This window comes from Pseudomonas frederiksbergensis (assembly GCF_001952935.1).
Taxonomy (GTDB): Bacteria; Pseudomonadota; Gammaproteobacteria; order Pseudomonadales; family Pseudomonadaceae; genus Aquipseudomonas; species Aquipseudomonas frederiksbergensis.
Map to the genome: position 1 here is coordinate 4,231,982 of NZ_CP018319.1, position 23,777 is coordinate 4,255,758.

Annotated in this window: 23 protein-coding genes; 14 read left to right on the top strand and 9 right to left on the bottom strand. The window is 60.2% G+C overall.

Annotated elements, in window-relative coordinates; all coding sequences use genetic code 11:
- Positions 1 to 92: 92 nt before the first annotated feature.
- From cobU to PFAS1_RS19830, 8 genes are all read left to right on the top strand, one after another.
- Positions 93 to 614 (top strand): bifunctional adenosylcobinamide kinase/adenosylcobinamide-phosphate guanylyltransferase, encoded by a 522-nt coding sequence (cobU, locus tag PFAS1_RS19800; protein ID WP_076030227.1) that lies wholly within the window; start codon positions 93 to 95, stop codon positions 612 to 614.
- Positions 611 to 1,666 (top strand): nicotinate-nucleotide--dimethylbenzimidazole phosphoribosyltransferase, encoded by a 1,056-nt coding sequence (gene cobT / locus PFAS1_RS19805; protein ID WP_076030228.1) that lies wholly within the window; start codon positions 611 to 613, stop codon positions 1,664 to 1,666. Before cobU ends, cobT begins: the two co-directional genes overlap by 4 nt.
- Positions 1,663 to 2,238, top strand: coding sequence for an alpha-ribazole phosphatase family protein (gene cobC / locus PFAS1_RS19810; RefSeq protein ID WP_076030229.1), 576 nt, complete (start codon positions 1,663 to 1,665; stop codon positions 2,236 to 2,238). Before cobT ends, cobC begins: the two co-directional genes overlap by 4 nt.
- Positions 2,239 to 2,240: 2 nt before the next feature.
- Positions 2,241 to 2,975 carry an adenosylcobinamide-GDP ribazoletransferase gene (locus PFAS1_RS19815; protein WP_076030230.1) on the top strand — a complete coding sequence of 245 codons (735 nt, stop codon included), beginning with the start codon at positions 2,241 to 2,243 and terminating at the stop codon, positions 2,973 to 2,975.
- Between the two features lie 138 nt (positions 2,976 to 3,113).
- Positions 3,114 to 3,518, top strand: a complete 405-nt coding sequence (locus PFAS1_RS19820) for a MarR family winged helix-turn-helix transcriptional regulator (protein WP_076030231.1) — start codon at positions 3,114 to 3,116, stop codon at positions 3,516 to 3,518.
- 52 nt (positions 3,519 to 3,570) lie between these two features.
- Entirely contained in the window at positions 3,571 to 4,779 is a 1,209-nt protein-coding gene (locus PFAS1_RS19825; protein WP_076030232.1) for an MFS transporter, read from the top strand.
- A complete protein-coding gene (locus tag PFAS1_RS30175) occupies positions 4,776 to 4,898 on the top strand; it encodes a hypothetical protein (protein WP_256581131.1) in 123 nt (40 codons plus the stop codon). Before PFAS1_RS19825 ends, PFAS1_RS30175 begins: the two co-directional genes overlap by 4 nt.
- 54 nt (positions 4,899 to 4,952) lie before the next feature.
- Positions 4,953 to 5,504, top strand: coding sequence for a glutathione peroxidase (locus tag PFAS1_RS19830; protein WP_074874723.1), 552 nt, complete (start codon positions 4,953 to 4,955; stop codon positions 5,502 to 5,504).
- A gap of 89 nt (positions 5,505 to 5,593) precedes the next feature.
- On the opposite strand, the gene PFAS1_RS19835 is transcribed toward PFAS1_RS19830, so the two are convergent.
- The 3 genes from PFAS1_RS19835 to PFAS1_RS19845 all read right to left on the bottom strand — a co-directional run bounded on the left by PFAS1_RS19835 (position 5,594) and on the right by PFAS1_RS19845 (position 7,991).
- Positions 5,594 to 6,865 carry an OmpP1/FadL family transporter gene (locus tag PFAS1_RS19835; RefSeq protein WP_076030233.1) on the bottom strand — a complete coding sequence of 424 codons (1,272 nt, stop codon included), beginning with the start codon at positions 6,863 to 6,865 and terminating at the stop codon, positions 5,594 to 5,596.
- Positions 6,866 to 7,010: 145 nt separating this feature from the next.
- Entirely contained in the window at positions 7,011 to 7,493 is a 483-nt protein-coding gene (locus PFAS1_RS19840; protein WP_074874727.1) for a hypothetical protein, read from the bottom strand.
- Positions 7,494 to 7,766: 273 nt separating this feature from the next.
- Positions 7,767 to 7,991 carry a hypothetical protein gene (locus PFAS1_RS19845; RefSeq protein ID WP_007898912.1) on the bottom strand — a complete coding sequence of 75 codons (225 nt, stop codon included), beginning with the start codon at positions 7,989 to 7,991 and terminating at the stop codon, positions 7,767 to 7,769.
- A 999-nt stretch (positions 7,992 to 8,990) separates the two neighbouring features.
- Between PFAS1_RS19845 and PFAS1_RS19855 the strand changes: the two genes are divergently transcribed.
- Entirely contained in the window at positions 8,991 to 9,314 is a 324-nt protein-coding gene (locus PFAS1_RS19855; RefSeq protein WP_076030234.1) for an SEL1-like repeat protein, read from the top strand.
- 175 nt (positions 9,315 to 9,489) lie between these two features.
- Positions 9,490 to 10,854: a DNA recombination protein RmuC gene (locus PFAS1_RS19860; protein WP_162842870.1), complete on the top strand. Its 1,365-nt coding sequence runs from the start codon at positions 9,490 to 9,492 to the stop codon at positions 10,852 to 10,854.
- A gap of 129 nt (positions 10,855 to 10,983) precedes the next feature.
- On the opposite strand, the gene PFAS1_RS19865 is transcribed toward PFAS1_RS19860, so the two are convergent.
- On the bottom strand, positions 10,984 to 14,454 hold the full coding sequence (locus PFAS1_RS19865; RefSeq protein WP_076030236.1) for a hybrid sensor histidine kinase/response regulator: 3,471 nt from the start codon (positions 14,452 to 14,454) through the stop codon (positions 10,984 to 10,986).
- Positions 14,455 to 14,686: 232 nt separating this feature from the next.
- Positions 14,687 to 15,226, bottom strand: coding sequence for a TetR/AcrR family transcriptional regulator (locus PFAS1_RS19870; protein ID WP_076030237.1), 540 nt, complete (start codon positions 15,224 to 15,226; stop codon positions 14,687 to 14,689).
- Between the two features lie 90 nt (positions 15,227 to 15,316).
- Here PFAS1_RS19870 and PFAS1_RS19875 point away from each other — a divergent pair, with 90 nt between their 5' ends.
- The 4 genes from PFAS1_RS19875 to PFAS1_RS19890 all read left to right on the top strand — a co-directional run bounded on the left by PFAS1_RS19875 (position 15,317) and on the right by PFAS1_RS19890 (position 20,094).
- The gene (locus tag PFAS1_RS19875) at positions 15,317 to 16,510 is read left to right on the top strand and encodes an MFS transporter (RefSeq protein ID WP_076030238.1); all 1,194 of its coding nucleotides are present in this window, start codon (positions 15,317 to 15,319) and stop codon (positions 16,508 to 16,510) included.
- A 42-nt stretch (positions 16,511 to 16,552) separates the two neighbouring features.
- Complete coding sequence (locus PFAS1_RS19880) at positions 16,553 to 16,864, top strand: cupin domain-containing protein (protein ID WP_076030239.1); 312 nt, start codon at positions 16,553 to 16,555, stop codon at positions 16,862 to 16,864.
- Between the two features lie 105 nt (positions 16,865 to 16,969).
- Positions 16,970 to 18,121 (top strand): TDT family transporter, encoded by a 1,152-nt coding sequence (locus PFAS1_RS19885; RefSeq protein ID WP_076030240.1) that lies wholly within the window; start codon positions 16,970 to 16,972, stop codon positions 18,119 to 18,121.
- 98 nt (positions 18,122 to 18,219) lie between these two features.
- Positions 18,220 to 20,094 carry an MFS transporter gene (locus PFAS1_RS19890; RefSeq protein ID WP_076030241.1) on the top strand — a complete coding sequence of 625 codons (1,875 nt, stop codon included), beginning with the start codon at positions 18,220 to 18,222 and terminating at the stop codon, positions 20,092 to 20,094.
- A gap of 46 nt (positions 20,095 to 20,140) precedes the next feature.
- On the opposite strand, the gene PFAS1_RS19895 is transcribed toward PFAS1_RS19890, so the two are convergent.
- The 4 genes from PFAS1_RS19895 to ubiG form a co-directional block, all read right to left on the bottom strand.
- On the bottom strand, positions 20,141 to 21,067 hold the full coding sequence (locus tag PFAS1_RS19895; RefSeq protein ID WP_076030242.1) for a GGDEF domain-containing protein: 927 nt from the start codon (positions 21,065 to 21,067) through the stop codon (positions 20,141 to 20,143).
- A gap of 373 nt (positions 21,068 to 21,440) precedes the next feature.
- A complete protein-coding gene (locus tag PFAS1_RS19900; protein WP_074874751.1) occupies positions 21,441 to 22,181 on the bottom strand; it encodes a YciK family oxidoreductase in 741 nt (246 codons plus the stop codon).
- 217 nt (positions 22,182 to 22,398) lie between these two features.
- Positions 22,399 to 23,070 (bottom strand): N-acetylmuramic acid 6-phosphate phosphatase MupP, encoded by a 672-nt coding sequence (gene mupP / locus PFAS1_RS19905; protein WP_076030243.1) that lies wholly within the window; start codon positions 23,068 to 23,070, stop codon positions 22,399 to 22,401.
- A 4-nt stretch (positions 23,071 to 23,074) separates the two neighbouring features.
- The gene (gene ubiG / locus PFAS1_RS19910; protein ID WP_076030244.1) at positions 23,075 to 23,773 is read right to left on the bottom strand and encodes a bifunctional 2-polyprenyl-6-hydroxyphenol methylase/3-demethylubiquinol 3-O-methyltransferase UbiG; all 699 of its coding nucleotides are present in this window, start codon (positions 23,771 to 23,773) and stop codon (positions 23,075 to 23,077) included.
- Positions 23,774 to 23,777: the final 4 nt, after the last annotated feature.

The following is a 23,777-nucleotide window of genomic DNA, read 5'->3' on the forward strand; positions in this document are numbered from 1 at the left end:
TGATCGCATTCCAATGTGGGAGCGGCGGTGCGACGATTCGACTTGCTCGCGAAGAGGACAGTGGCCTCACCGATGATTTGAAGGAATGAACCATGCTGCAACTGATCCTCGGCGGCGCCCGCTCCGGCAAAAGCCGCCTGGCTGAAAAACTGGCGACAGACAGTCAGCTCCAAGTCACCTACATCGCCACCAGCCAACCCCTGGACGGTGAAATGAACGAGCGAGTGGCCCATCATCGCGCCCGTCGTCCAGCCGAATGGGCATTGATTGAAGAACCTCTGCAACTCGCCCGCATCCTGCGCGAAACCGCCAGCGCCGAACGTTGCCTGCTGGTGGATTGCCTGACCCTATGGCTGACCAACCTGCTGATGCTCGACGACACCGAGCGACTGTCGGCCGAGCGTGATGCGCTGCTGGACTGCCTGGCGTCGTTGCCGGGTGAAATCATTTTTGTCAGCAACGAGACCGGAATGGGTGTCGTGCCGCTGGGCGAATTGACTCGCCGCTATGTCGATGAAGCCGGTTGGTTGCATCAAGCCTTGGCCGAGCGCTGCCAGCGAGTCGTCCTGACCGTCGCCGGCCTGCCCCTGACTTTGAAAGGAACTGCGTTATGACTCAATCCTGGTGGCTGAACCCGTGCAAGCCGATCGATGCTCAAGCGGTCGAGCAGGCGCAGGCCCGTCAACAGCAGCTGACCAAACCGGCCGGCTCCCTCGGTCGGCTGGAGTCGGTGGCGGTGCAATTGGCCGGGCTGCAAGGGCAGGTCAAGCCGAGTCTGGATCAACTGTGGATTGCCATTTTTGCCGGTGACCATGGCGTGGTCGCTGAAGGGGTGTCGGCATTTCCCCAGGAAGTCACCGGGCAGATGCTGCTCAACTTCGTCAGCGGCGGGGCGGCGATCAGCGTGTTGGCGCGGCAACTCGGGGCCTCTCTGGAAGTCGTCGACCTCGGCACGGTGACGCCGTCGTTGAATTTGCCGGGCGTGCGACACGTGAACATCGGCTTGGGCACGGCGAATTTCGTCGAAGGTCCGGCGATGACGCCGGCTCAGGGCGAACTCGCTTTGCAGGCCGGTCGCGACAGCGTGCAGCGCGCCATCGCGGCGGGTGCGCAGTTGTTTATCGGTGGCGAGATGGGCATCGGCAACACCACCGCGGCCAGCGCATTGGCCTGTGCCTTGCTCGATTGCCCGGTGGTGCATCTGGCCGGGCCGGGCACGGGTTTGAATGCGGCGGGTGTCAGCCATAAAGCGCAGGTGATCGAACGCGCTTTGGCGTTGCACAGCGCTCAACGTGGCGATGCGCTGCAAACCCTGTTCAACCTCGGCGGTTTTGAAATCGCGGCACTGGTCGGCGCGTATCTGGCGTGTGCCCAGGAAGGCGTCGCGGTGCTGGTCGACGGTTTCATTTGCAGCGTCGCGGCGTTGGTCGCGGTGCGCTTGAATCCTGAATGCCGTCAGTGGCTGTTGTTCGGTCACCGCGGCGCCGAGCCGGGCCATCGTCATGTATTGGAAACCCTGAACGCTGAACCGCTGCTGGACCTTGGCCTGCGTCTGGGCGAGGGCAGTGGCGCGGCATTGGCCGTGCCGTTGCTGCGTCTGGCGTGCGAACTTCACGGGCAGATGGCGACGTTCGCCGAGGCCGCCGTGGCGGATCGCCCGGCATGACCTTGCGTCTGGACCTGTTGCGCCACGGTGAAACCGAACTCGGCGGCGGTTTGCGCGGCAGCCTTGACGATGCGCTTACCGACAAGGGCTGGGCGCAGATGCGCGCGGCGGTAATCGAGCAGGGGCCTTGGGATCGTTTGGTCAGTTCGCCACTGCAGCGGTGTGCGCGGTTCGCCGAAGAACTCGGCGCACAGTTGGGTTTGCCGGTGCAGTTGGATAAAGACCTGCAGGAGCTGCACTTCGGCGCCTGGGAAGGGCAGAGCGCCGCCGCGCTGATGGAAACCGATGCCGAGGCGTTGGGATTGTTCTGGGCCGATCCTTACTCATTTACGCCGCCTCAGGGTGAACCGGTGGTGGATTTTTCGACGCGAGTGTTGGCAGCCGTTGAGCGCTTGCAGGCTACCTGCGCAGGCGAGCGGGTGTTGCTGATCAGTCACGGCGGGGTCATGCGCTTGTTGCTGGCTCAGGCGCGGGGATTGCCTCGTGAACAGTTGCTTAACGTCGAAGTCGGGCATGGCGCAGTGTTTTCGCTGACGGTCGAATCCGGCCTGTTGTTAAAGGAAGCGATCTGACCATGTTGCCGTTCTGGATCGCCCTGCAATTTTTGAGCAGTCTGCCGATTCGTCTGCCGGGCATGCCGGAACCACAGGAGCTGGGGCGGTCGCTGCTGTTTTATCCGCTGGTCGGCCTGCTGTTCGGCGGTATTTTATGGGCGTTCAACTGGCTGCTGCTTGGCACCCCGTTGTTGCTTCACGCCGCGCTGCTGCTGACGGTTTGGGTATTGCTCAGCGGCGCCTTGCACCTGGATGGCCTGGCGGACAGCGCCGATGCATGGCTCGGTGGATTCGGCGACCGCGAGCGCACGTTGACGATCATGAAGGACCCGCGCAGCGGACCGATTGCGGTGGTGACGCTGGTATTGGTGTTGCTGCTCAAGTTCGCCGCGTTGCTGGCATTGATCGAGCAGCAACACGCCGTTGTCCTGATCATTGTCCCATTGATCGGGCGCAGCGCGATGTTGGGGTTGTTCCTGACCACGCCTTATGTGCGCGCCGGTGGCTTGGGGCAAGCGCTGGCCGATCATCTGCCACGTCTGTCGGGCAAACAGGTGTTGGCGGTGAGTGCGTTGGCTTGCGTTTTGATTGCCGGTCTCAGCGGCGTATTGGCAGTGGTGCTGGCGGCGCTGGTGTTTGTCTGGCTGCGGCAAGTGATGCTGCGCCGATTGGGCGGCACGACGGGCGATACCGCGGGGGCACTGCTGGAATTGCTGGAAATGATTTTGCTGGTCGGCCTCGCATTGTTCCCGTAGGAGCAAAGCTTGCTCGCGATGGCCGCGAGTGTTCTTTCAGGGAAACCGCGATAACGTTCATCGCGGGCAAGCCTTGCTCCTACGGTAATTTGTATCAAAAAATTTGCATTCATTTAACCGCGGGTATATACACGCACCATGCTCGAATCCCAATGTTTATGCATCAACCTGCGTCGCGCCGCCCGTGGCGTCAGCAGGCACTACGACGGCGCTCTCGATGGCTTCGGGATCAACGTCGCCCAGTATTCTCTGCTGTGTAATCTGCAGCGTCTGGATAAACCGAGTATTTCCACGTTGGCCGAGGCCATGGGGCTGGATCGCAGCACCTTGGGGCGCAATCTGCGGGTGCTGGAAGGCGAAGGCCTGCTGATGCTGGTCGAGGGCGAAGACATGCGTAACCGCATCGTCATGCTCACCGAGGCCGGTGTTGAGCGCCTGAAAGCGGCCTTGCCCGCGTGGGAAGCGGCGCAGCAGCGGTTGATCGACCGCTTGGGCGCCGAAAAACGAGAAACCTTGCTGCGACTGCTGGACGAACTGGCGTGATGCCGGTTTTTCCGATCTTAAGCGGGTATATACCCGCTACCGGAGAACAAGAATGACATCGATGTGGCGTACGTGCGGTTGGGTTTTGTTGGGGAGTGCGCTGATTCTCGCGTTGTCCTTGGGGGTAAGACACGGCTTCGGGCTGTTTCTGGCGCCAATGAGTGCCGAATTCGGCTGGGGGCGTGAAACATTTGCCTTCGCCATTGCCTTGCAAAACCTGATCTGGGGCCTGGCGCAGCCCTTCACCGGCGCGCTGGCCGACCGCTTTGGCGCCGCGAAAGTGGTGTTGGTCGGCGGCGTCCTGTATGCATTGGGCCTGGTGTTCATGGGCCTGTCGGATTCGGCCGTGACCTTGTCCCTGAGTGCCGGCCTGTTGATCGGCATCGGTCTGTCCGGCACTTCGTTCTCGGTGATCCTCGGCGTGGTCGGCCGCGCAGTGCCGCCGGAGAAACGCAGCATGGGCATGGGCATTGCCAGTGCTGCCGGCTCTTTCGGCCAGTTCGCCATGTTGCCCGGCACACTGGGGTTGATCGGCTGGCTTGGCTGGTCCGCGGCATTGCTGGTGCTGGGCCTGCTGGTGGCGCTGATTGTGCCGCTGGTGAGTATGCTCAAGGACAAACCGCTGCCGGTGTTCGGCCATGAACAAACACTGTCCGAAGCCTTGCACGAGGCCTGTTCCCATTCGGGCTTCTGGCTGCTGGCATTCGGCTTTTTTGTCTGCGGTTTTCAGGTGGTATTCATCGGTGTGCATTTGCCGGCGTATCTGGTGGATCAGCACCTCCCGGCGAGCGTCGGCACGACGGTGCTGGCGCTGATCGGGCTGTTCAATATATTCGGGACCTACACGGCGGGCTGGCTCGGCGGCCGGATGTCCAAGCCGCGTTTGCTCACCGGCCTGTATCTGCTGCGCGCAGTGGTGATCGGGTTGTTCCTGTGGGCGCCGGTCACGACGACCACCGCGTACCTGTTCGGCATGGCGATGGGCTTTCTGTGGCTGTCGACGGTGCCCTTGACCAACGGCACCGTGGCGACCTTGTTCGGCGTGCGAAATCTGTCCATGCTCGGTGGGATTGTTTTCCTGTTTCACCAGCTCGGATCGTTCCTCGGCGGCTGGTTGGGCGGGGTGGTGTACGACCGAACCGGGAGCTACGACTTGATCTGGCAAGTGGCGATTCTCTTGAGCCTGTTGGCCGCCGCCCTGAACTGGCCGGTGCGTGAACAGCCGGTGGCGCGCCTGCAAACACAGATGAGTGCGATATGAACAGTCTCTGGCCGCGGATTGCTGTCCTCGCTGTCTGCGCCTTGCTGCTGGCCCTGTCGTGGTGGGGCTGGCATCAGGGCGGGCTGGCGTTGATGCAACTGGGCATGGGTGCTTGCTAGCAGGATGTGAGGGCGAGTAACTTCGGTCTTGACGATTCTCAAGGATGCACCGACATGTTGAAACGTTGGCTGGCAGTTCCCGCGTTACTGGTAGCGTTTGGTGGATTGGCCCAAGCGGCCGAATGCCCGGAGCTTTTGCAAGGTTCGTTGCCCAAGCTGCGCGCCAAGGAATCCATCGACCTGTGCCAGCGCTTCGCTGGCAAACCGCTGGTGGTGGTCAATACCGCGAGCTTCTGTGGTTTCGCCCCGCAGTTCAAAAGCCTTGAGGCGCTGAATCAGCGCTACAAGGATCAGGGGCTGGAAGTAATCGGTGTTCCGTCCAACGACTTCAAGCAAGAGTCCAAGGATGGCGAAGAGACTGCCAAGGTCTGCTACGTGAACTACGGCGTGACGTTCACCATGACGGAACCGCAGAAAGTCCGCGGCAATGACGCGACGCACTTGTTCAAGGTCATCGCCAGGCAGAGCGTCGCGCCGAAGTGGAACTTCTACAAGTACGTGGTCGATCGCCAGGGCAAGGTGATCGCCAGTTTCTCCAGCCTGACCAAGCCCGATGATCCCGAACTCATCGCGGCGGTGGAGAAGGCATTGGCCTCGCAACCCTGATCGGCGCCCATTAAAAAGCCCCGCCTCTGCACAAGAGAGCGGGGCTTTTTCAATTCAGGCGGCCAGAGATTCAGGCTCGCCGTGAATCATCAGAAGCGGTAGGTTGCGCCAACACCGAAGCCGTTCGCATAGTTTTCATACTCTGCGCTGTAGTTCTGACGGCCGTTGCTGTTGTTGACCTTGACCGACTCTTCGCGCAGGTACGAATACGCTACGTCGATGGTCAGGTCGTCGGTCGGGCTCCAGCCAGCGCCCAGGCTGAAAATCTTGCGATCGCCAGTCGGAATGCGTGGTGAGCGGTTTTCGTTATTGGTCGGCGACTGGTCAACCGACAGGCCGGTACGCAGCACCCACTGTTTGTTCAGCTGGTACGAAGCACCGATGGCGTGAGCCCAGGTGTCGTGCCAGTTCTGTTCTTCGGTGATGGTGCCAAAACCGCGGGCAGCCAGGGCGGCAGGAACGCCTTCGTTATCGACGGAGATCTCTTTCAGGCGGCTCCAGCGAGTCCAGGTGCTGCCTGCGTAGAGGGTCCACTGGTCGTTCAACTGGTGAGTGACCGAGAAGTCCACCGACTCAGGCGTAGTGATGTCCAGCGAAGCGTCGAACTTCTGGTTCGGGTTCTGGCCCAGCGCCGCGAGCACGCCGTAGTTGACCTTGGTGTCACCTTCGAGCTTGTACTTCACTTTCGAGTGGTAGGTCAGGCCGAGGCGAGTGCTTTCGAGGGCTTGAACCATGATGCCGATGTTGTAACCCAGCGCGGTGTCGTCACCCTTGATCTTGACGGTGCCGTCTGCCGCGCGCGGGTTCAGCGACAGGTTCGATTCCAGTGTACCGTCGATGCGGTTGATGGTCGGACCGAAACCGATCGACACCTTGTCGTTGAAGGCGTAGCTGACAGTTGGCTGGAGAGTCACGATGGTGACTTCGCTCTTGCTGCCGAAGTATTTGCCGGCGAAGCCGTTCTCGTAGTCGGTCACCAGGCCGAACGGAGCGTAGACGCCGAAACCGACTGCCCACTGGTCATCGATTGGCTTGACGTAGTAACCCATGGGCACGCCCATGAAAGGGACCATGTCACCTTTGTTGGTACCACTATTCGGGCTGGAGCTCGCATCGCTGATATCAGCGTGCGCGTCGATGAATGCAACACCACCGGTTACTTGTTCGCGCTTGAGGCGAGACATGCCGGCAGGGTTGCCAAAAACTGTGGATGCGTCGTCGGCAGCTGAAGATCGCCCGGCAAAACCTGTCCCCATCCCGCTGATGCTTTGTTCGTTGAGGGCAAAACCACTGGCGAAGATTTGGGTGGATGCCATGGCAACGGCGAGGCTAATGGTGGTTTTGAGCATTACTTTTTTCATTATTAGAACTCCTGGTGATCACCGGGGCGAAAATTACCAACATTTTCGTCCCAGCGCCATAGGCTGTATCGCTTGATTTAGAGCGGTTTTGTAGGACAATCCGACCAAAATCGCAGCAGTTGAGCGATCTTGTGGAAACAGCCGATCAGCAGGCGACCTGATTCAGCGGTGAAACACAGGTTTGCCAGGCGCAGGTGAAGTCTCTCAGGCGTCCTTGAGGCTGGAAGGTCTGGCGCCAGATGCGCGCCATTCCCAGTAGGTCGTCTGCTTCGGGGAGGGGGGTGTTCTGTTCTTCTACCAGCAGCCAGGCGATGGCTGTGGCGTAACGCAGGTTGACGGTCAATTCGAGATGCGGACCACTCAGGAACGCATGTTGGCTGGCTAGGCCGCGAACCAGGCTGGCGCGTTCGGGGTCAAGTGCCAGGTAGTGGTCCCAAAGTGCCTGGTGGCGGGGTTCGGCGATTCGGTACAAGCCGTGTCCACGGCGGTCATGCAGGGCAGTTCCAAGGGCTGACTGGCTGGCGGCGACGCCCAGCAGCAGGGATTCGGCAGTTGCGCTATGGCGCCCGAGATAAATCAAGGTCGGGCGGATCACATAACGGCACAGTTCGCTGGCAGCGATACCCATAAAACCCTCGAAACATGAAATGGTCGGCGATACCTGAAGGCCTTGGCAGCGGTGAATCGACTCAGGCTCGCCGGAAGCGGTTCAAGCCGCTTGAGTTGAAGTGTAGTGTCATATTCGCGCCGTAAAGGCCTGTTTTTAAAATATTTCCGGCCGCGAGTTATAACCGTTATATCGGTTTGTACTTAGGCGGCAGCGGCGAAAAGAGAAATATCAGGCAATAAAAAGCCCCGCTTTTTAAGCGAGGCTTTTGAGGTTTTCAGTCTTTCTGGCGTATCAGGCAACCAGTGCCTGACGGGTACGCTCGATCACGGCCTGCAGCGGCTCGGCGCTGGAGTATTGATCGGGGTACAGGCGTTCGCTGTGACGAGCGATGCCGTGTTCGTTGACCAGAGTGAAGCTGAAGCAGCCTTTGCGAGCAGCCATGATCAGGCAGTTCATTGGTGCAAAAGCGTTGGTTAGGGTGCGAATGGCATCCTGGGTGTGGATTTGAGTAGACATAGTCATTGGGTGTTCCTACAAGCGACACGGATAAGAACCGTGCAAAGTTAAAACGTTCCAGTGACGACGACCACCATTGGTCGAACGAAGAACCCGACTGGAACAAAGCAGCCAGTTTGAAGCGCTGATAAATTGGCGCGCTTGGGCTGGCAGGTAGGTACTTAGGAGGGCAGGCAACACATCAAGGGCAAAGGTTCTGGGCCCGGGGTGAAGATCCTGATCAATTTGCAGGTTGGTTCGGTCAGAGTAAGTGAGCTTCGCAACACCCTTTGCTTTCGATTCAAAGGCAGTGTTGACGCAAGGTTTACCTGGAAACCATCGAGGTGGTCGATCCCGCTTTGTCGGTAGAGGCTTCCGTTGGGAAGGCTGACCGGGGGGATTTGTTCGACCAGAATTGACTTTCAGCTTGGTACTAACGCCGCGGATACTAACGGATTGAATGGCTCAAGGGAAGCGTGTTGGCAAAAAAGTTCTTTGAACGCCCCCATTCAACGTTCGGATTGGCGCTCGGACAAGGCTCTTGAATCGTTGACGCGCCCTGTAATAGCACAAATTCCGACCATTGGTAGTCACGGCTCATCGGCCCAGGACCAGTCTGGATCATGGGTTTGCCGAGGTTTATCCCCAGGCGCAGGCAAAAAATGCGCCGAAAAAGCGCATCGATATAACTGCCTCGAAGGGACTTGTGCACATAAGTTGCGAAGAGTGTCACGCCGCTGTCATCTTCCCTTCAAACGCAGTGGGTGCCTGTAACCAAAATTTAAGTCAATGAAAAACATCGCTTTTTTTTACTGGTGAAAAAATCGTCAGTTTGACTGCGAGCCCCATTCCACAGGGCTTTGCGAGAGTTCAAGGGCGGTTGTCCACTGAGTTATCCACAGCTTCTGTGGATTGTCCCGAGCGCTTGCTCTAGGACGGGCGTGCCGGGTTTTTTTGGGCTTTACCTGTAAGAAAAAAAGAGTAGAGTGGCGCGCCTTCCGATCTGCCCCACAGTGCTTTATGAAGTTTCGCTCAGTATCAGTCTCTGCAACCTCCACACCTCCCGGCATCACCCCGCCTAAACGCTTTTCGATGCGTGTGGCCGAGTGGCTGCTGGACAGCCCGCGCCTGGGCGAAAACCCCAACGTCAAACACCTCGCCGGACGTTTGCTCAAGCAGCCAGCCCGTGAGGGAGTGGTGGCTGCGCAAAGCCGTCTCGGTCTGCTGATGTGCCGTGAATGCGGGAATGCCCGGGATCGCCGTATCGGCCAGGATCTTCTACGTTCGGCCGCGCGGGCAGGGGATCGACGCGCCCAGCAGGAACTGGGGCTGATCGAAGACTGAGCTGTCCAAGACCTGACGCCTTGGTTAACCTTCAAGCTTTATTTCATTGGCAGGAGTGGCTATGGCTATGGACTTGACCAGCGCATTGCTCGGTCTGGCGGGCGCTGCGCTGCCGTTACTGGTACTGGCCTGGCAACTTCAGCGGCGAGCGAGTGCCACGCAGTCAGAGGCTGCGCTGCTGGAAGAGCGTCTGGCCATGGCCCTACTGGCTCAAGATGGATTGAACGCCCAACTCGAAGCCTGTCGCGATGAAATCGGTGATCTGGGCCAGGCCAACGCTGCCAAACAAGCAGATCTGGCCGCCGTACGCCGTGAAGTCGAACTGCTGCAGATCGAACGTGACGACGCACGCGACGCCGCCCATGCCTGGAATCTGGAACGCGCCGGCAAAGAGGCTGAGTTGCGCCGTCTGGCCGCCCAGGCCGCTTCGCTCAACGCTGAGCTGCGCGAGCAGCAGGAAAGCCATCAGCAACGCCTCAATGACCTGCAGGGCTCGCGAGACGAGCTGCGAGCGCAGTTCGCGGAGCTGGCTGGCAAGATCTTCGACGAACGCGAGCAGCGCTTTGCCGAAACCAGTCAACAACGCCTCGGTCAGTTGCTCGATCCGTTGAAGGAACGCATCCAGTCCTTCGAAAAACGTGTCGAAGAAAGTTATCAGGCAGAAGCCCGCGAACGTTTTTCCCTGGCCAAGGAACTGGAGCGGCTGCAACAGCTGAACCTGCGCCTGAGCGACGAAGCCACTAACCTGACCCGCGCCTTGAAAGGGCAGAAAACCCAAGGCAACTGGGGTGAGCTGATTCTTGAGCGAGTGCTTGAACACGCGGGGCTGGAGAAGGGGCGCGAGTATCAGACCCAGGTCAACCTCAAGGGGCCGGACGGTGAGCGTTTCCAGCCGGACGTGATCATTTATCTGCCGGGCGACAAGCAGGTGGTGGTCGACTCCAAGGTCAGCCTCACGGCCTATCAGCAATACGTCGCGGCCGAAGACGATGCCATTGGCCAGATCGCCATCAAGCAACACGTGCTGTCCTTGCGCACTCACGTCAAAGGGCTGGCCGGCAAGGATTACAAGCGTCTCGATGGATTGCACAGCCTGGATTTCGTCCTGCTCTTCGTACCGATCGAAGCGGCGTTTTCCGCCGCGTTGCAGGCTGAACCGACACTGTTTCAGGAGGCCTTCGATCGCAACATCGTGATCGTCAGCCCGACCACGTTGCTGGCGACCCTGCGCGTGATCGACAGCCTGTGGAAGCAGGAGCGCCAGAGCCAGAACGCTCGGGAAATCGCCGAGCGGGCCGGGTGGCTGTACGACAAGTTCGTGTTATTCATCCAGGATCTGGATGAAGTCGGCAATCGCTTACAGCAGCTGGATAAAGCCTACAGCTCGGCGCGCAATAAGCTGACAGAAGGCCGCGGCAATCTCGTCAGCCGCGCCGAGCAACTCAAGTTGCTTGGCGCGCGGGCGAGCAAGAGCCTGCCGGCAGACTTGCTGGAACGGGCGATGACCGATGTGGATGGGTTGGCCGAATTGCCGGAGTAAATGATCGTTCCCACGCTCTGCGTGGGAATGTATCCAGTGACGCTCTGCGTCACAGCTACCGAAGCGGACGCGGAGCGTCCGTGGCTGCATTCCCACGCAGAGCGTGGGAACGATCTGAAACCTGCCGCGCTACAACGGCAAATGCCGACTCAACAATGCCCGCAACGCCGCCGGTTTCACCGGTTTAGCCAGGTAATCCAGCCCCGCCGCATGCACCTGGGCCACCGTCTCCGGTCGCCCATCGGCGCTGATCACAACCCCCGGCACAGGCTCACCCAATCGGGTGCGCAGCCATGCCATCAGTTCGGTTCCGGTCTCGCCATCGTCCAGGTGGTAATCCACCAAGGCCAATTGCGGTCGCATCCCGTCGCTGAGCAGCGCCGCACATTCATCGCGGTTGCGCGCGGTCCAGACCTGACAACCCCAGCGCGTCAGCAAACTGTTCATCCCGATCAGGATGCTGTCTTCGTTGTCGATGCACAGCACTTGCGAGCCGCTCAGCAATTTGCCATTGAGCTCGGCGACCTTGGGTGGGATCGCGGTTTGCGCCCGAGCCAACGGCACGCTGACGCTGAACACGCTGCCGCGCCCCGGCCAGGAGCGTACGCGCAAGGTATGACCGAGCACGCGGCACAACCCGTCGGCGATCGCCAGGCCCAGCCCGAGGCCTTTTTCAGCGCGCGTCTGGTGGCTGTCGAGGCGTTTGAATTCTTCGAAAATGACCTGCTGTTTATCCAGCGGAATGCCCGGGCCACGGTCCCAGACTTCCAGGCACAGCTCGCCCTTGCGTCGGCGAACCCCCAGCAGCACTGGGCCTTTGGCATAGCGGAAGGCATTGGTCAGGAAGTTCTGCAGGATTCGTCGCAACAGTTTGATGTCGCTTTCGACGCGCAACGTACTGCCCCTGACCCGGAATTTCAGCCCTTGGTCGTGGGCCAGCGCCTTGAACTCGGCACCGAGTACGTCGAACATCTCATTGAGCACGAACGGCTTGGGATCGGGGTTGATCTTGCCGTTTTCCAGGCGGGAAATGTCCAGCAGGTCGCTGATCAAATCCTCCGCCGAGCGTAGTGACGTGTCCAGATGATGGACCAGTTTTTGCGCCTCGCCGGAGAGACCGTCCTCCTGGTGGGACAGGGCGGCCGAGAACAGTCGCGCAGCGTTCAACGGTTGCATCAAGTCGTGGCTGACCGCCGCCAGGAATCGGGTTTTCGACTGGTTGGCCAGCTCCGCGGTGCCTTTCGCTTCGGTCAGGGCGAGGTTGAGTTGCGACAGTTCGTGGGTCCGCTCGGTGACCCGTCGCTCCAGGCCCTCGTTGGCTTCGGTCAGCGCTTGTTCAGCCTCGCGGAACGCGGTGATGTCGGTGAAACTCATGACAAAACCACCGCCCGGCATCGGGTTGCCGATCAGCTCGATCACACGACCATTGGGGAAAAGTCTTTCAGAGGTGTGGGCGCGGCCCTGACGCATCCAGTGCAGGCGCCGGGCAACGTGCACTTCGGCTTCACCGGGACCGCATAGTCCGCGCTCGGCGTTGTAGCGAATGATGTCGGCAATTGGGCGGCCCAGCCTGATCAGTCCATCGGGGTAGTTGAACAGCTCCAGATAGCGCCGGTTCCAGGCCACCAGTTTCAGCGACTGGTCGACCACGCTGATGCCTTGGGTGATGTTCTCGATCGCGCCTTGCAGCAGCGCGCGGTTGAATTGCAGCACTTCCGAAGCTTCGTCGGCGATTCGCACGACGTCCTCGAGTTGCATTTCCCGGCCTTCGATGGCGGCTTTTACCACCGCTCGGGTCGAGGAAGCGCCGAGTACACCGGCCAGCAAGCGTTCAGTGTGGGCGATCCATTCCCCGTCGGCATTCTGGTTCGGGTTGAAGCCTTTGCCCTGACGGTAGGCGAAGCGGATAAAGCTCTGACGGGCGCGTTCTTCGCCGACGAAGCGTGCGGCCAGCTGCAACAAATCATCGATCTGCACCGACAGCATCGAACGGGCGTTGGGACGGGCGCTGATTTCCTGACCAATGAAGCGACCCGCCTGCCAATGTTCCGAAACCCTCGTACGCGATAGCACCGACACCCAGGCGAACAGCGTGAAGTTGCCCGCAAGCGACAGCACCACGCCTTGGGTCAGCGGGGTAATCGGCAGGTTCAACGGGTTGCTGTGCAGCCAGGCCAGCCCCGGGAAGCTGTTCAACGACAAACCGAGGCTGTTGGCGGCAATCGGCAGGACCAAGGTGTAGAACCACAGGAACGTCCCGGCGGCGAGACCGGCGAACACCCCGCGACGATTGGCCTGTTTCCAGTACAGGGCGCCGAGCATGGCGGGGGCCAGCTGGGTCACGGCGGCGAAGGCGATCTGGCCGATGGTCGCCAGGCTCGCCGTCGAGCCGAGCAGGCGATAACTGACATAGGCCAGCAGCAGAATCACCACAATGCTCACTCGGCGCACCGAGAGCATCCACTGGCGGAAAACTTCGAACGGCCGCTCGGCGTTGTTGCGCCGCAGCAGCCATGGCAACAGCATGTCGTTGGAAACCATGGTCGACAGCGCGACGCTGGCGACAATCACCATGCCGGTCGCCGCCGAGGCGCCGCCGATAAAAGCCAGCATCGCCAGGGCAGGATGGGCTTGAGCCAGCGGCAGGCTGATGACGAACGAGTCCGGCAGCACTGAACTCGGCAACATCATCTGGCCGGCGAGGGCGATGGGAACGACGAACAACGCCGCCAACGCCAGATAGGCTGGAAACACCCATTTGGCCAGGCGCAGATCCTGAGGGTCGATGTTTTCCACCACGGTCACATGGAACTGCCGGGGCAGGCAGATGATTGCCATCATCGCCACGCCGGTCTGTACCACCATCGATGGCCAGTTGATGGTTTCCTTCCAATACTCTTCAAGGCGCGGGGCGAGCATGGCCTGGTCGAACAGGTCCTCGAAACCGTCGTACAGGCCGTAGGTCACGAACGCGCCGACCGCGAGAAAGGCGAACAGCTTGACCAGCGATTCGAACGCAATCGCCAGCACCATGCCGCGGTGGTGTTCCGTAGCGTCGAGGTTGCGGGTACCGAAGACGATGGTGAACAGCGCCAGTACCAGCGACACGATCAACGCCGTGTCCTGGGCGCGCGTGCCCATGGCGTCGGCACCGGCGCCGATCAGCAGGTTCACCCCGAGCACAATGCCCTTGAGTTGCAGCGCGATGTAGGGCAACACGCCGACCAGGCAGATCAGCGCCACCACCACCGCCAGCGACTGGGATTTGCCATAACGCGCGGCGATGAAGTCGGCAATGGAGGTGATGTTCTCCTGTTTGCTGATCATCACCATTTTTTGCAGGACCCACGGTGCGCACACCAGCAGCAGGATCGGCCCGAGGTAGATCGGCAGGAAAGACCAGAGTTGTTCGGCGGCCTGGCCCACGGCGCCAAAGAAGGTCCAGCTGGTGCAATAGACGGCCAGCGACAGGCTGTACACCCAGGCGCGCACTCGCGGCGGCAACGGTGTGCTGCGACGGTCGCCGTAGAAGGCGATGGCGAACATGATGGCCATATAGGCCAGGGCGACGACGGCGATCAGCCCGCTGGACAGCGACATGGGAACTCCAGACAAAAGACACCCGGGACTCCCGCCCGGACAGACAGTCTCGCACGATGGCAGGGGTTAGTCAGTGTCGACCAAGGTCGCGGCGTGGCGGGGTGTCGCAGGCAGTGTGTCAGTGGGATCTTGGTTGTTTTTTCTGGCCCCTTCGCGGGCAAGCCCGCTCCCACATTGGATCTGTGTCGTCCACAAATCCCCTGTGGGAGCGGGCTTGCTCGCGAAGGCGGCCTCACTGATTCAAAGCAATTTCGATCAACCGATGCAATTCCTCAACCTCCAGCGGCGCCGCTGAAAACAGGATGCGAAACACCGTCGGCGCTGCCACCAGGTTGATCAGCCGATCGACGTTCGGCTTCGGCTGATCGGGGTAACGATCCAGGATCGTCTGCAACTGCCCGCCAATGATCGTCGCGCAAAGGGCCGGCGTGGTGCTGCATTGCACGTCGCGCAACATGTTGCGGCCGGGTTCGGAGCTCATTTCGTCCAGGTATTGCTCGGCCCAGGCGCGCACGTCGCCGCGCAGGCTGCCGGTATTGGCCGGCTCGTTCTCGGGGCGCATGCGGGCGAGGGCGACGTCCGCCAACAACACCGACAGGTCGCCCCAGCGCCGATAGATGGTCGACGGCGTGACGCCCGCGCGGGCGGCGATTTGCGGGACGGTCACGGTGGTGCGGTCCTGCTCTTCGAGGAGATCGCGCACTGCCGAGTGAACCGACTCTTGCACCCGGGCGCTTCTGCCGCCGGGGCGTAAACCTTCTTTTATAGCCATGCATCGGACCTTAACACAAAGAATTTGCTTTAAGCCCTAGCCAGTCGCACACTCCGCAAAAGCAAAAAGTTAGCTTTACGGAGCGTGCGCATGTCCAGTTCAACGTCTAATCGTTCAAGCCTGTGGTTCCTGGCGATCACCTTACTCAGTTTTCTGGCGGCGTCCACGGCGCCGACGCCGTTGTACCACCTGTACCAGGAACACCTGCAATTCTCGGCAGCGACCCTGACCCTGATTTTCGGCGTGTACGCCATCAGCTTGCTGGCGGCGTTGCTCACGGTTGGTTCGCTCTCGGATTACCTGGGGCGCAAACCGGTGATCTTTACCGCCGTGATGCTGAACATGCTGGCGATGCTGCTGTTTATCAATGCAGACAGTGTCGCCTGGTTGATCAGTGCGCGAGTGCTTCAAGGTTTTGCTACGGGGATGGCCACCGCCGTATTGAGTGCGGCGCTGTTGGACACCGATCGCCAGCAAGGGCCGTTGGTCAACAGTGTCGCGCCGTTGCTGGGCATGGCGGTGGGCGCCATGGGCTGTGGCTTGTTGGCCGAGTTTGCACCGCTGCCGTTGCAGTTGACCTATTGGGTGCTGTTCGCGCTGTTTGTGATGCAAGCGCTGTACGTCTGGCGATTGCCGGAAAGCGTCAGCCGCCAACCGGGAGCCTGGGCTTCGCTGCGCCCGACACTGCATGTGCCGATCCAGGCGCGACGTGCGTTGTGGCTGGTGCTGCCGATCAATATCGCGGTGTGGGCGCTCGGTGGTTTTTACGCTTCCTTGGCGCCGTCTCTGGTGCGCACAGCGACGGGATCGACCTCGAATCTGATTGGCGGTGCGACGGTGGCGGCGTTGACGGTGACCGGCGCGCTGATGATCTACACCTTGCGCGATCGGCCGGCCGACAAGGTTTTGCGCTTGGGCGGCAGCCTGCTGCCCATCGGCGTCGCGCTGATTCTGATGGCGGTGCACAGCGCCAGCCTTACGCTGTTTTTCATCGGGACGCTGGTGGCCGGATGCGGTTTCGGCGCCGGTTTCCTCGGTGCATTGCGCAGCGTCGTGCCGCTGGCCTTACCCCATGAGCGGGCAGGGTTGATGTCGGCTTACTACGTGCTCAGTTATCTGGCGTTCTGCTTGCCGTCGTTGCTGGCGGGGAACTTGACCCGGACCTTCGGGTTGGTGGCCACGACCGATGGTTACGGCGCGGTGCTGATTATTCTTTCGGCTGGCGCTCTATTCGCGTTGATGCGTCAGCAGTCGATGAAAGTCTGTGGCGTCGATGTTCGATGACCGTTAGCCTTGGCACCGCCCTGCCTTTCGACGGACCGACCCATGAAGATCATCCGCAGCAAATCCTTCACCGCTGACCGTGCCTGGGGCGCTTTGGATATCGCCAACATGAACGGCATCACCACGCGTTTGCACTGGACCGATCAGCCCTATAAATGGCACATCAATGATGGGCAGGAAGTGTTTGTGGTGCTGGATGGCGTTGTGCAGATGCGTTATCGCGAAGCAGGACAGGAGCAAGAAGTGATGTTGGGTGTAGGCGATATCTTCTATGCCGACGTCGGTACCGAACACGTTGCCCATCCGCAAGGTGCGGCAAGAATCCTGGTGATCGAGACTGAAGGCAGCGTCTGACGCTATATCTGCAAAACAGATAACAGTTAGAGATATTACCCGTTATATCGATATTCGATTTGGATCTACCATGGACTCCACCTCAACAGAGGACAGGAGTTCACCATGACATGCCCCAACACTGCCGCAGCCGGTTTCAAACCCTTCAGTCATTTGCAGCACCCGCGTGAAGTCATCCGCCAGTTCACGCCGAACTGGTTCGCCGCCACCATGGGCACCGGCGTGCTGGCGTTGGCGCTGGCGCAGCTGCCTGGCGCAAATGCCGGTTTGTACGCGATTGCCGAAACCCTATGGCTGTTCAATATCGCGCTGTTCGTTTTGTTCACTGCGCTATACGCGGCGCGTTGGGCATTGTTTTTCGATGAGGCGCGGCGGATTTTCGGTCACTCCACGGTCTCGATGTTTTTCGGCACCATCCCCATGGGCCTGGCGACCATCATTAATGGTTTCTTGCTGTTTGGTCTGCCGCGTTGGGGCGAGGGCGTGATTCACCTCGCCGAGGCGCTGTGGTGGCTGGATGTGGCGATGTCTGTGGCGTGCGGCGTGCTGATTCCCTACCTGATGTTCACCCGTCAGGAGCACAGCATCGACCAGATGACCGCCGTCTGGCTGTTGCCGGTGGTGGCGGCAGAAGTGGCGGCCGCCAGCGGTGGCCTGTTGGCGCCGCACCTGGCCGATGCCCATTCGCAACTGGTGGTGCTGGTGACCAGCTACGTGCTCTGGGCCTTTTCCCTACCGGTGGCGTTCAGCATTCTGACCATTCTGTTGCTGCGCATGGCGCTGCATAAATTACCCCACGAAAACATGGCCGCCTCCAGCTGGCTGGCGCTCGGTCCGATTGGCACCGGGGCGCTGGGCATGTTGCTGTTGGGCGCCGACGCGCCGGCGATCTTTGCGGCCAATGGTCTGCCGGGCATGGGTGAAATCGCCGCCGGGCTGGGTTTAGTGGCCGGGATTACCCTGTGGGGCTTGGGTCTGTGGTGGATGCTGATCGCGGTGCTCATTACCCTGCGTTACCTGCGCGAAGGCATCCCTTTCAATCTCGGCTGGTGGGGTTTTACCTTCCCGCTGGGCGTCTATTCCCTGGCGACATTGAAACTGGCCAGTACCTTGAACCTGACGTTTTTCAGCGTTTTTGGCTGCGTGCTGGTGGTGTTGCTGGCGGTGATGTGGCTGATCGTCGCCAAACGGACAGTGCAGGGCGCCTGGCGGGGGGAGTTATTTGTCTCGCCGTGCATTGCAGGATTAAACAAATAACCTGCAAAGTTTAGGTAATGTGTGGCCTGGATCGTCGTTGGATATTCCAATAACTGCATCCACGCCACTCTCTACCCAACATCAGGGACACATGGAAGATGAGTCACCCCTCACAGTTCACCTTGCTTCGCACCCGGCGCTTCCTGCCGTTCTTCGTCACGCAGTCGCTCGGGGCGTTCAACGACAACATCTTCAAGCAGTCGCTGATTCTCGCCATTCTCTACAAGTTGACGATCGACGGTGACCGCTCGATCTGGGTCAACCTGTGTGCGCTGCTGTTCATCCTGCCGTTCTTCCTGTTCTCGGCACTGGCCGGGCAGTTCGGGGAAAAGTTCGCCAAGGACGCGCTGATTCGTCTGATCAAGCTCGGGGAAATCGCCATCATGGCGGTCGGCGCGGTCGGTTTCATGTTCGATCACCTGTGGCTGATGCTGGTGGCGCTGTTTGCCATGGGCACTCACTCAGCGCTGTTCGGGCCGGTGAAATACTCGATCCTGCCCCAGGCCTTGCGTGACGAAGAGCTGGTAGGCGGCAATGGCCTGGTGGAAATGGGCACCTTCCTGGCGATCCTCGCCGGGACCATAGGCGCCGGGATCATGATGTCCTCCAGTCATTACGCGCCGATCGTCTCCACGGCGATCCTCGGTGTGGCGGTGCTCGGCTATCTGGCCAGTCGCAGCATTCCGCGGGCTGCGGCCGCCTCCCCGGAAATGCGCCTGAACTGGAACATTTTCAGCCAGTCCTGGGCCACCTTGAAGCTGGGCTTGGGGCAGACGCCTGCGGTGTCGCGTTCGATTGTCGGCAACTCGTGGTTCTGGTTTGTCGGGGCGATTTATCTGACGCAAATCCCGGCTTACGCCAAGGAGTGGATGCACGGCGACGAAACCGTGGTGACGCTGATTCTTACGGTGTTCTCGGTCGGTATCGCACTCGGTTCGATGCTTTGCGAGAAATTGTCCGGGCGCAAAGTCGAAATCGGTCTGGTGCCGTTCGGCTCTTTCGGTCTGACCGTGTTTGGTTTGCTGCTGTGGTGGCATTCCGGTGGAATTCCGGACAGCGTTGCCGGCCATGGCTGGATCGAAGTCCTGGGTTTTGGCCATGCCTGGCTGGTGTTGATCGACATTCTCGGGCTTGGGGTGTTCGGCGGTTTCTACATCGTGCCGCTGTATGCGCTGATTCAGTCGCGGACCCCGGAGAACGAGCGGGCGCGGGTGATTGCCGCCAACAATATTCTCAACGCGCTGTTCATGGTGGTCTCGGCGATTGTCTCGATCGTCTTGCTGAGCATGGTCGAGCTGTCGATTCCGCAGCTGTTCCTGGTGGTGTCGCTGCTGAACATCGGCGTCAATGCCTACATCTTCAGCATCGTCCCCGAATTCAGCATGCGCTTCCTGATCTGGCTGCTCAGCCACTCCATGTACCGCGTGGAGCATCGCAATCTGCAGCTGATTCCCGATGAAGGCGCGGCATTGCTGGTGTGCAATCACGTGTCCTTCGTCGACGCCTTGCTGATTGGCGGCGCGGTGCGTCGGCCGATTCGCTTTGTGATGTATTACAAGATCTACAACCTGCCGGTGCTGAACTTCATCTTTCGCACGGCCGGGACCATTCCTATCGCGGGACGTCAGGAAGACATTCAGATCTACGAAAAAGCCTTCACGCGCATTGCTCAATATCTGAAGGACGGCGAGTTGGTGTGCATCTTCCCGGAGGGAAAATTGACCGCCGATGGCGAGATCAACGAGTTCAAGGGCGGGCTGACGCGGATTCTCGAAGAGACGCCGGTGCCGGTGATTCCCTTGGCGTTGCAGGGTTTGTGGGGGAGCTTCTTCAGTCGCGATCCGCAAAAGGGCGTGTTTCGCCGGTTGTGGTCACGGGTGACCCTGGTGGCAGGGCCTGCGGTGTCGGTCGAAGTGGCAGAGCCAGCCCGGTTGCAAGGGTTGGTGGGGGAATTGCGCGGCGCTATGCGCTGACTCCTTTCGTTGCGGGCCGCTAACCCAGCGTGCCCGCGCCGCGCATTCAACCCGCCATCGCCAAGCGGTTACGTCCTTCGCGCTTGGCCACATACAACGCGCTGTCGGCCCGTCGCAACAGGCTTTCGGCCGACTCGCCGGGCAATAGCGTCGAGCAACCAAGGCTGACCGTCAGCTCGATCGCATGGCCGTCGGCCAGATACTTCTCGGCCTGCAACGCAAATCGCAGGCGTTCGCCGATCATGGCTGCCGCCTCACGGCTCGTGTTGGAAAGCAGGATCAAGAACTCTTCGCCACCAAAACGGAACACCATGTCCACATTGCGCAACTGGTTTTTGATCGAGGCTGCAACAGCCTTGAGCACGTCATCGCCAGCGCTGTGTCCGTGGTTGTCGTTGATGAGTTTGAAGTGATCGATGTCCAGCATCAGCAGCGACAAGGGTTGCAGATGCCGACGCGACATCTCGATTTCCCGTTTCAGGGTCTGATCCATGGCGATGCGGTTGCCGGTATTCGTGAGCGGATCGCGCAAGGCGCTTTGGGTGGCCGCGCGGTAGAGCAAGGCATTGCGCATCGGGTACAGCAATGCGGACAGCAGTGACTCGAGGTCGCCTTGTTCCTGCTCACTGAAACGCTGGTTGCGGCGGAAAACCAGTTCACCCAGATTCTCGCCTTCATGACTGAGGCTGTAGCTGATCGAGTGATGGCCGCGCAGGCCGAACTCCAGGCGCAAGTCGCTGGACAGGTGCTCGTACGTCATGGCGTCAAGCGGTACAAGTCGCTGAATCTCACGGAAGAAGAGCCCGAGAATGCGTTGCGGCTCAAGACTGGTTTGCAGCTGCAGGCCCAGTTGCTGTCGCCTTTGTGCAAGGCTGACCGGCCTCTCGATGAGGGTAGGCTGCTGACCAAAGCCCAGGCGTTGCAATTTGGCGCTATCGAAGTCAATTGCGTTGGTCTGGGAAGGTGATTTCATATGGCGTGCGCCCCTAAGCAGTAAGGCTGTCTTACAGGCTGGGTGAGAGCGGCTTTGGGCTGCGCGTCATACTGGTCCATCAGTCCCGTAGGACATCTGGCCCAAGTTTAGTCCGCTTTGCCGACGATAAGTAACCTGTCGGCTCAGGCGTCCGCCCGTTTGCTTTCACACTGCGTGTCTGAGCAAATTTAGAGCGAAAGTCGTGCCATTCAGTTCAGTCGGAAAAAAATCGTTAAAAATCAACGTATTGAAGCTGTTGGTGATGCGGGGTGGCGGGTTTTGTGACAGTTGCTTGACGTGTGTGGGGATGGTTACGACGTGCTTTGAGTGCCACGACGGGAAGCCGCCGCGGCACAAAAGCGACGCGCGGGCGTTATTGAGCGTTGAACGCCTGGCCGTTGATGCCGGTGCTGTCCGGACCCATCAGGTAGAGGTAGACCGGCATGATCTCCTCGGGCGTCGGGTTGTTCAGCGGGTTTTCACCCGGGTAAGCCTGGGCGCGCATGCTGGTGCGCGTGGCGCCCGGGTTGATGCTGTTGGAGCGCACCGGAGCCACGGTGTCGACTTCGTCGGCGAGGGTTTGCATCAAGCCTTCGGTGGCAAACTTGGACACGCCGTAAGCGCCCCAATATGCACGACCCTTGCGGCCGACGCTGCTGGAGGTGAACACCACCGAGGCGTCCTGGGACAGCTTGAGCAGCGGCAGCAGGGTGCTGGTGAGCATGAACATGGCGTTGACGTTGACTTGCATGACACGCATGAAGTTTTCGCCGGACAACTGCTCGATCGGTGTGCGCGGGCCAATGATCGACGCGTTGTGCAGCAAACCGTCGAGGTGGCCGAATTCGGTCTCGATCATCGCTGCCAACTCATCGTATTGATGGGGCAGGGCGGTTTCCAGGTTGAACGGGATAACGGCCGGTTGTGGATGGCCGGCGGCTTCGATTTCGTCGTAGACCTGAGTCAGGTTGGCTTCGGTCTTGCCCAGCAACAGCACGGTGGCGCCGTGTGCGGCAAAGGTTTTTGCGGCGGCAGCGCCGATGCCACGGCCAGCGCCGGTGACCAGGATGACCCGGTCCTTGAGCAATTCTGGGCGGGCGGAATAATCAAACATGAAAAACCTCACAACAATTCAATAGGCAGGCATCGCACTTGTGGCGAGTGAGCTTCTGTGGCGAGGGGGCTTGCCCCCGTTGGGGCGCGAAGCGGCCCCATCCCGTATCTTCAGCCAGATCCAGCTCTCAGGTTTTACGACTGCTTCGCAGCCGAACGGGGCGATGCGGCGTTCCGACAAGCCCCCTCGCCACAAAAGCATCCTGCAGCCAATCAGGTCAGCAACTGCACAGCGCGCTATCAAGCACTTTGCGCAACTCCAGCGGATGATCGACCACCACATCCGCCCCCCAATGCCGCGGGTTATCGTCTGGATGAATGTAGCCATAGGTCACGGCGGCCGTCCTGGTGCCGGCGTCGCGACCGGATTCGATATCGCGCAAGTCATCACCCACGAACAACACGCTGGCCGGATCGAGGTCGAGCATCTTGCACGCCAGGATCAACGGCTCCGGGTCCGGTTTGCTGTTCTTCACATGGTCCGGGCAGATCAACAACGCCGAGCGCTCGGCCAGGCCAAGCTGCTGCATGATCGGCTCGGCGAAGCGCAGCGGCTTGTTGGTGACCACGCCCCAGATCAGGTTGGCCTTTTCGATGTCGGCCAGCAGTTCGCCCATGCCGTCGAAGAGTTTGCTGTGAACCGCGCAACCGGCGAGGTAACGCTCCAGGAACTCCAGGCGCAATTCCTCGAAACCCGGTGATTCCGGGTCCATGGAGAAGGTCACGGCGACCATCGCCTTGGCGCCGCCGGAGATCTCGTCGCGAATGTGTTTGTTGTTCATCGGCGGCAAGCCGCGGTCGGCACGCATCGCCTGACAGATCGCAATGAAGTCCGGCGCGGTGTCGAGCAGGGTGCCGTCCATGTCGAAAAGAACTGCTCTGATACGCATGGGCTTACTCCTCGCGCAGGGTCTGGATCATGTAGTTGACGTCCACGTCGGAGGCCAGTTTGTAGTGCTTGGTCAGTGGGTTGTACGTCAGGCCGATGATGTCCTTGACGGTCAAGCCGGCCATGCGGCTCCAGGCACCCAACTCGGATGGGCGGATGAATTTCTTGAAATCGTGGGTGCCGCGCGGCAGCAGCTTCATGATGTATTCCGCGCCGACGATGGCGAACAGGTACGCCTTCGGATTGCGGTTGATGGTGGAGAAGAACACCTGGCCGCCGGGCTTGACCATGCGGAAGCAAGCGCGGATCACCGAGGACGGGTCCGGCACGTGCTCGAGCATTTCCAGGCAGGTGACCACGTCGAACTGCTCGGGCATTTCCTCAGCCAGGGCTTCGGCGGTGATCTGCCGGTATTCGACGCTCACGCCGGATTCCAGTTGATGCAGTTGCGCGACCGCCAGCGGCGCTTCGCCCATGTCGATGCCCATCACGGTAGCGCCGCGCTGGGCCATGGCTTCGCTGAGAATGCCGCCGCCGCAACCGATGTCGAGGACTTTCTTGCCGGCCAGTTTGACCCGCTCGTCAATCCAGTTGACCCGCAGCGGGTTGATGTCGTGCAGCGGTTTGAATTCGCTTTCGCGGTCCCACCAGCGATGGGCCAGGGCTTCGAATTTGGCGATTTCGGCGTAGTCGACGTTGCTCATGGTT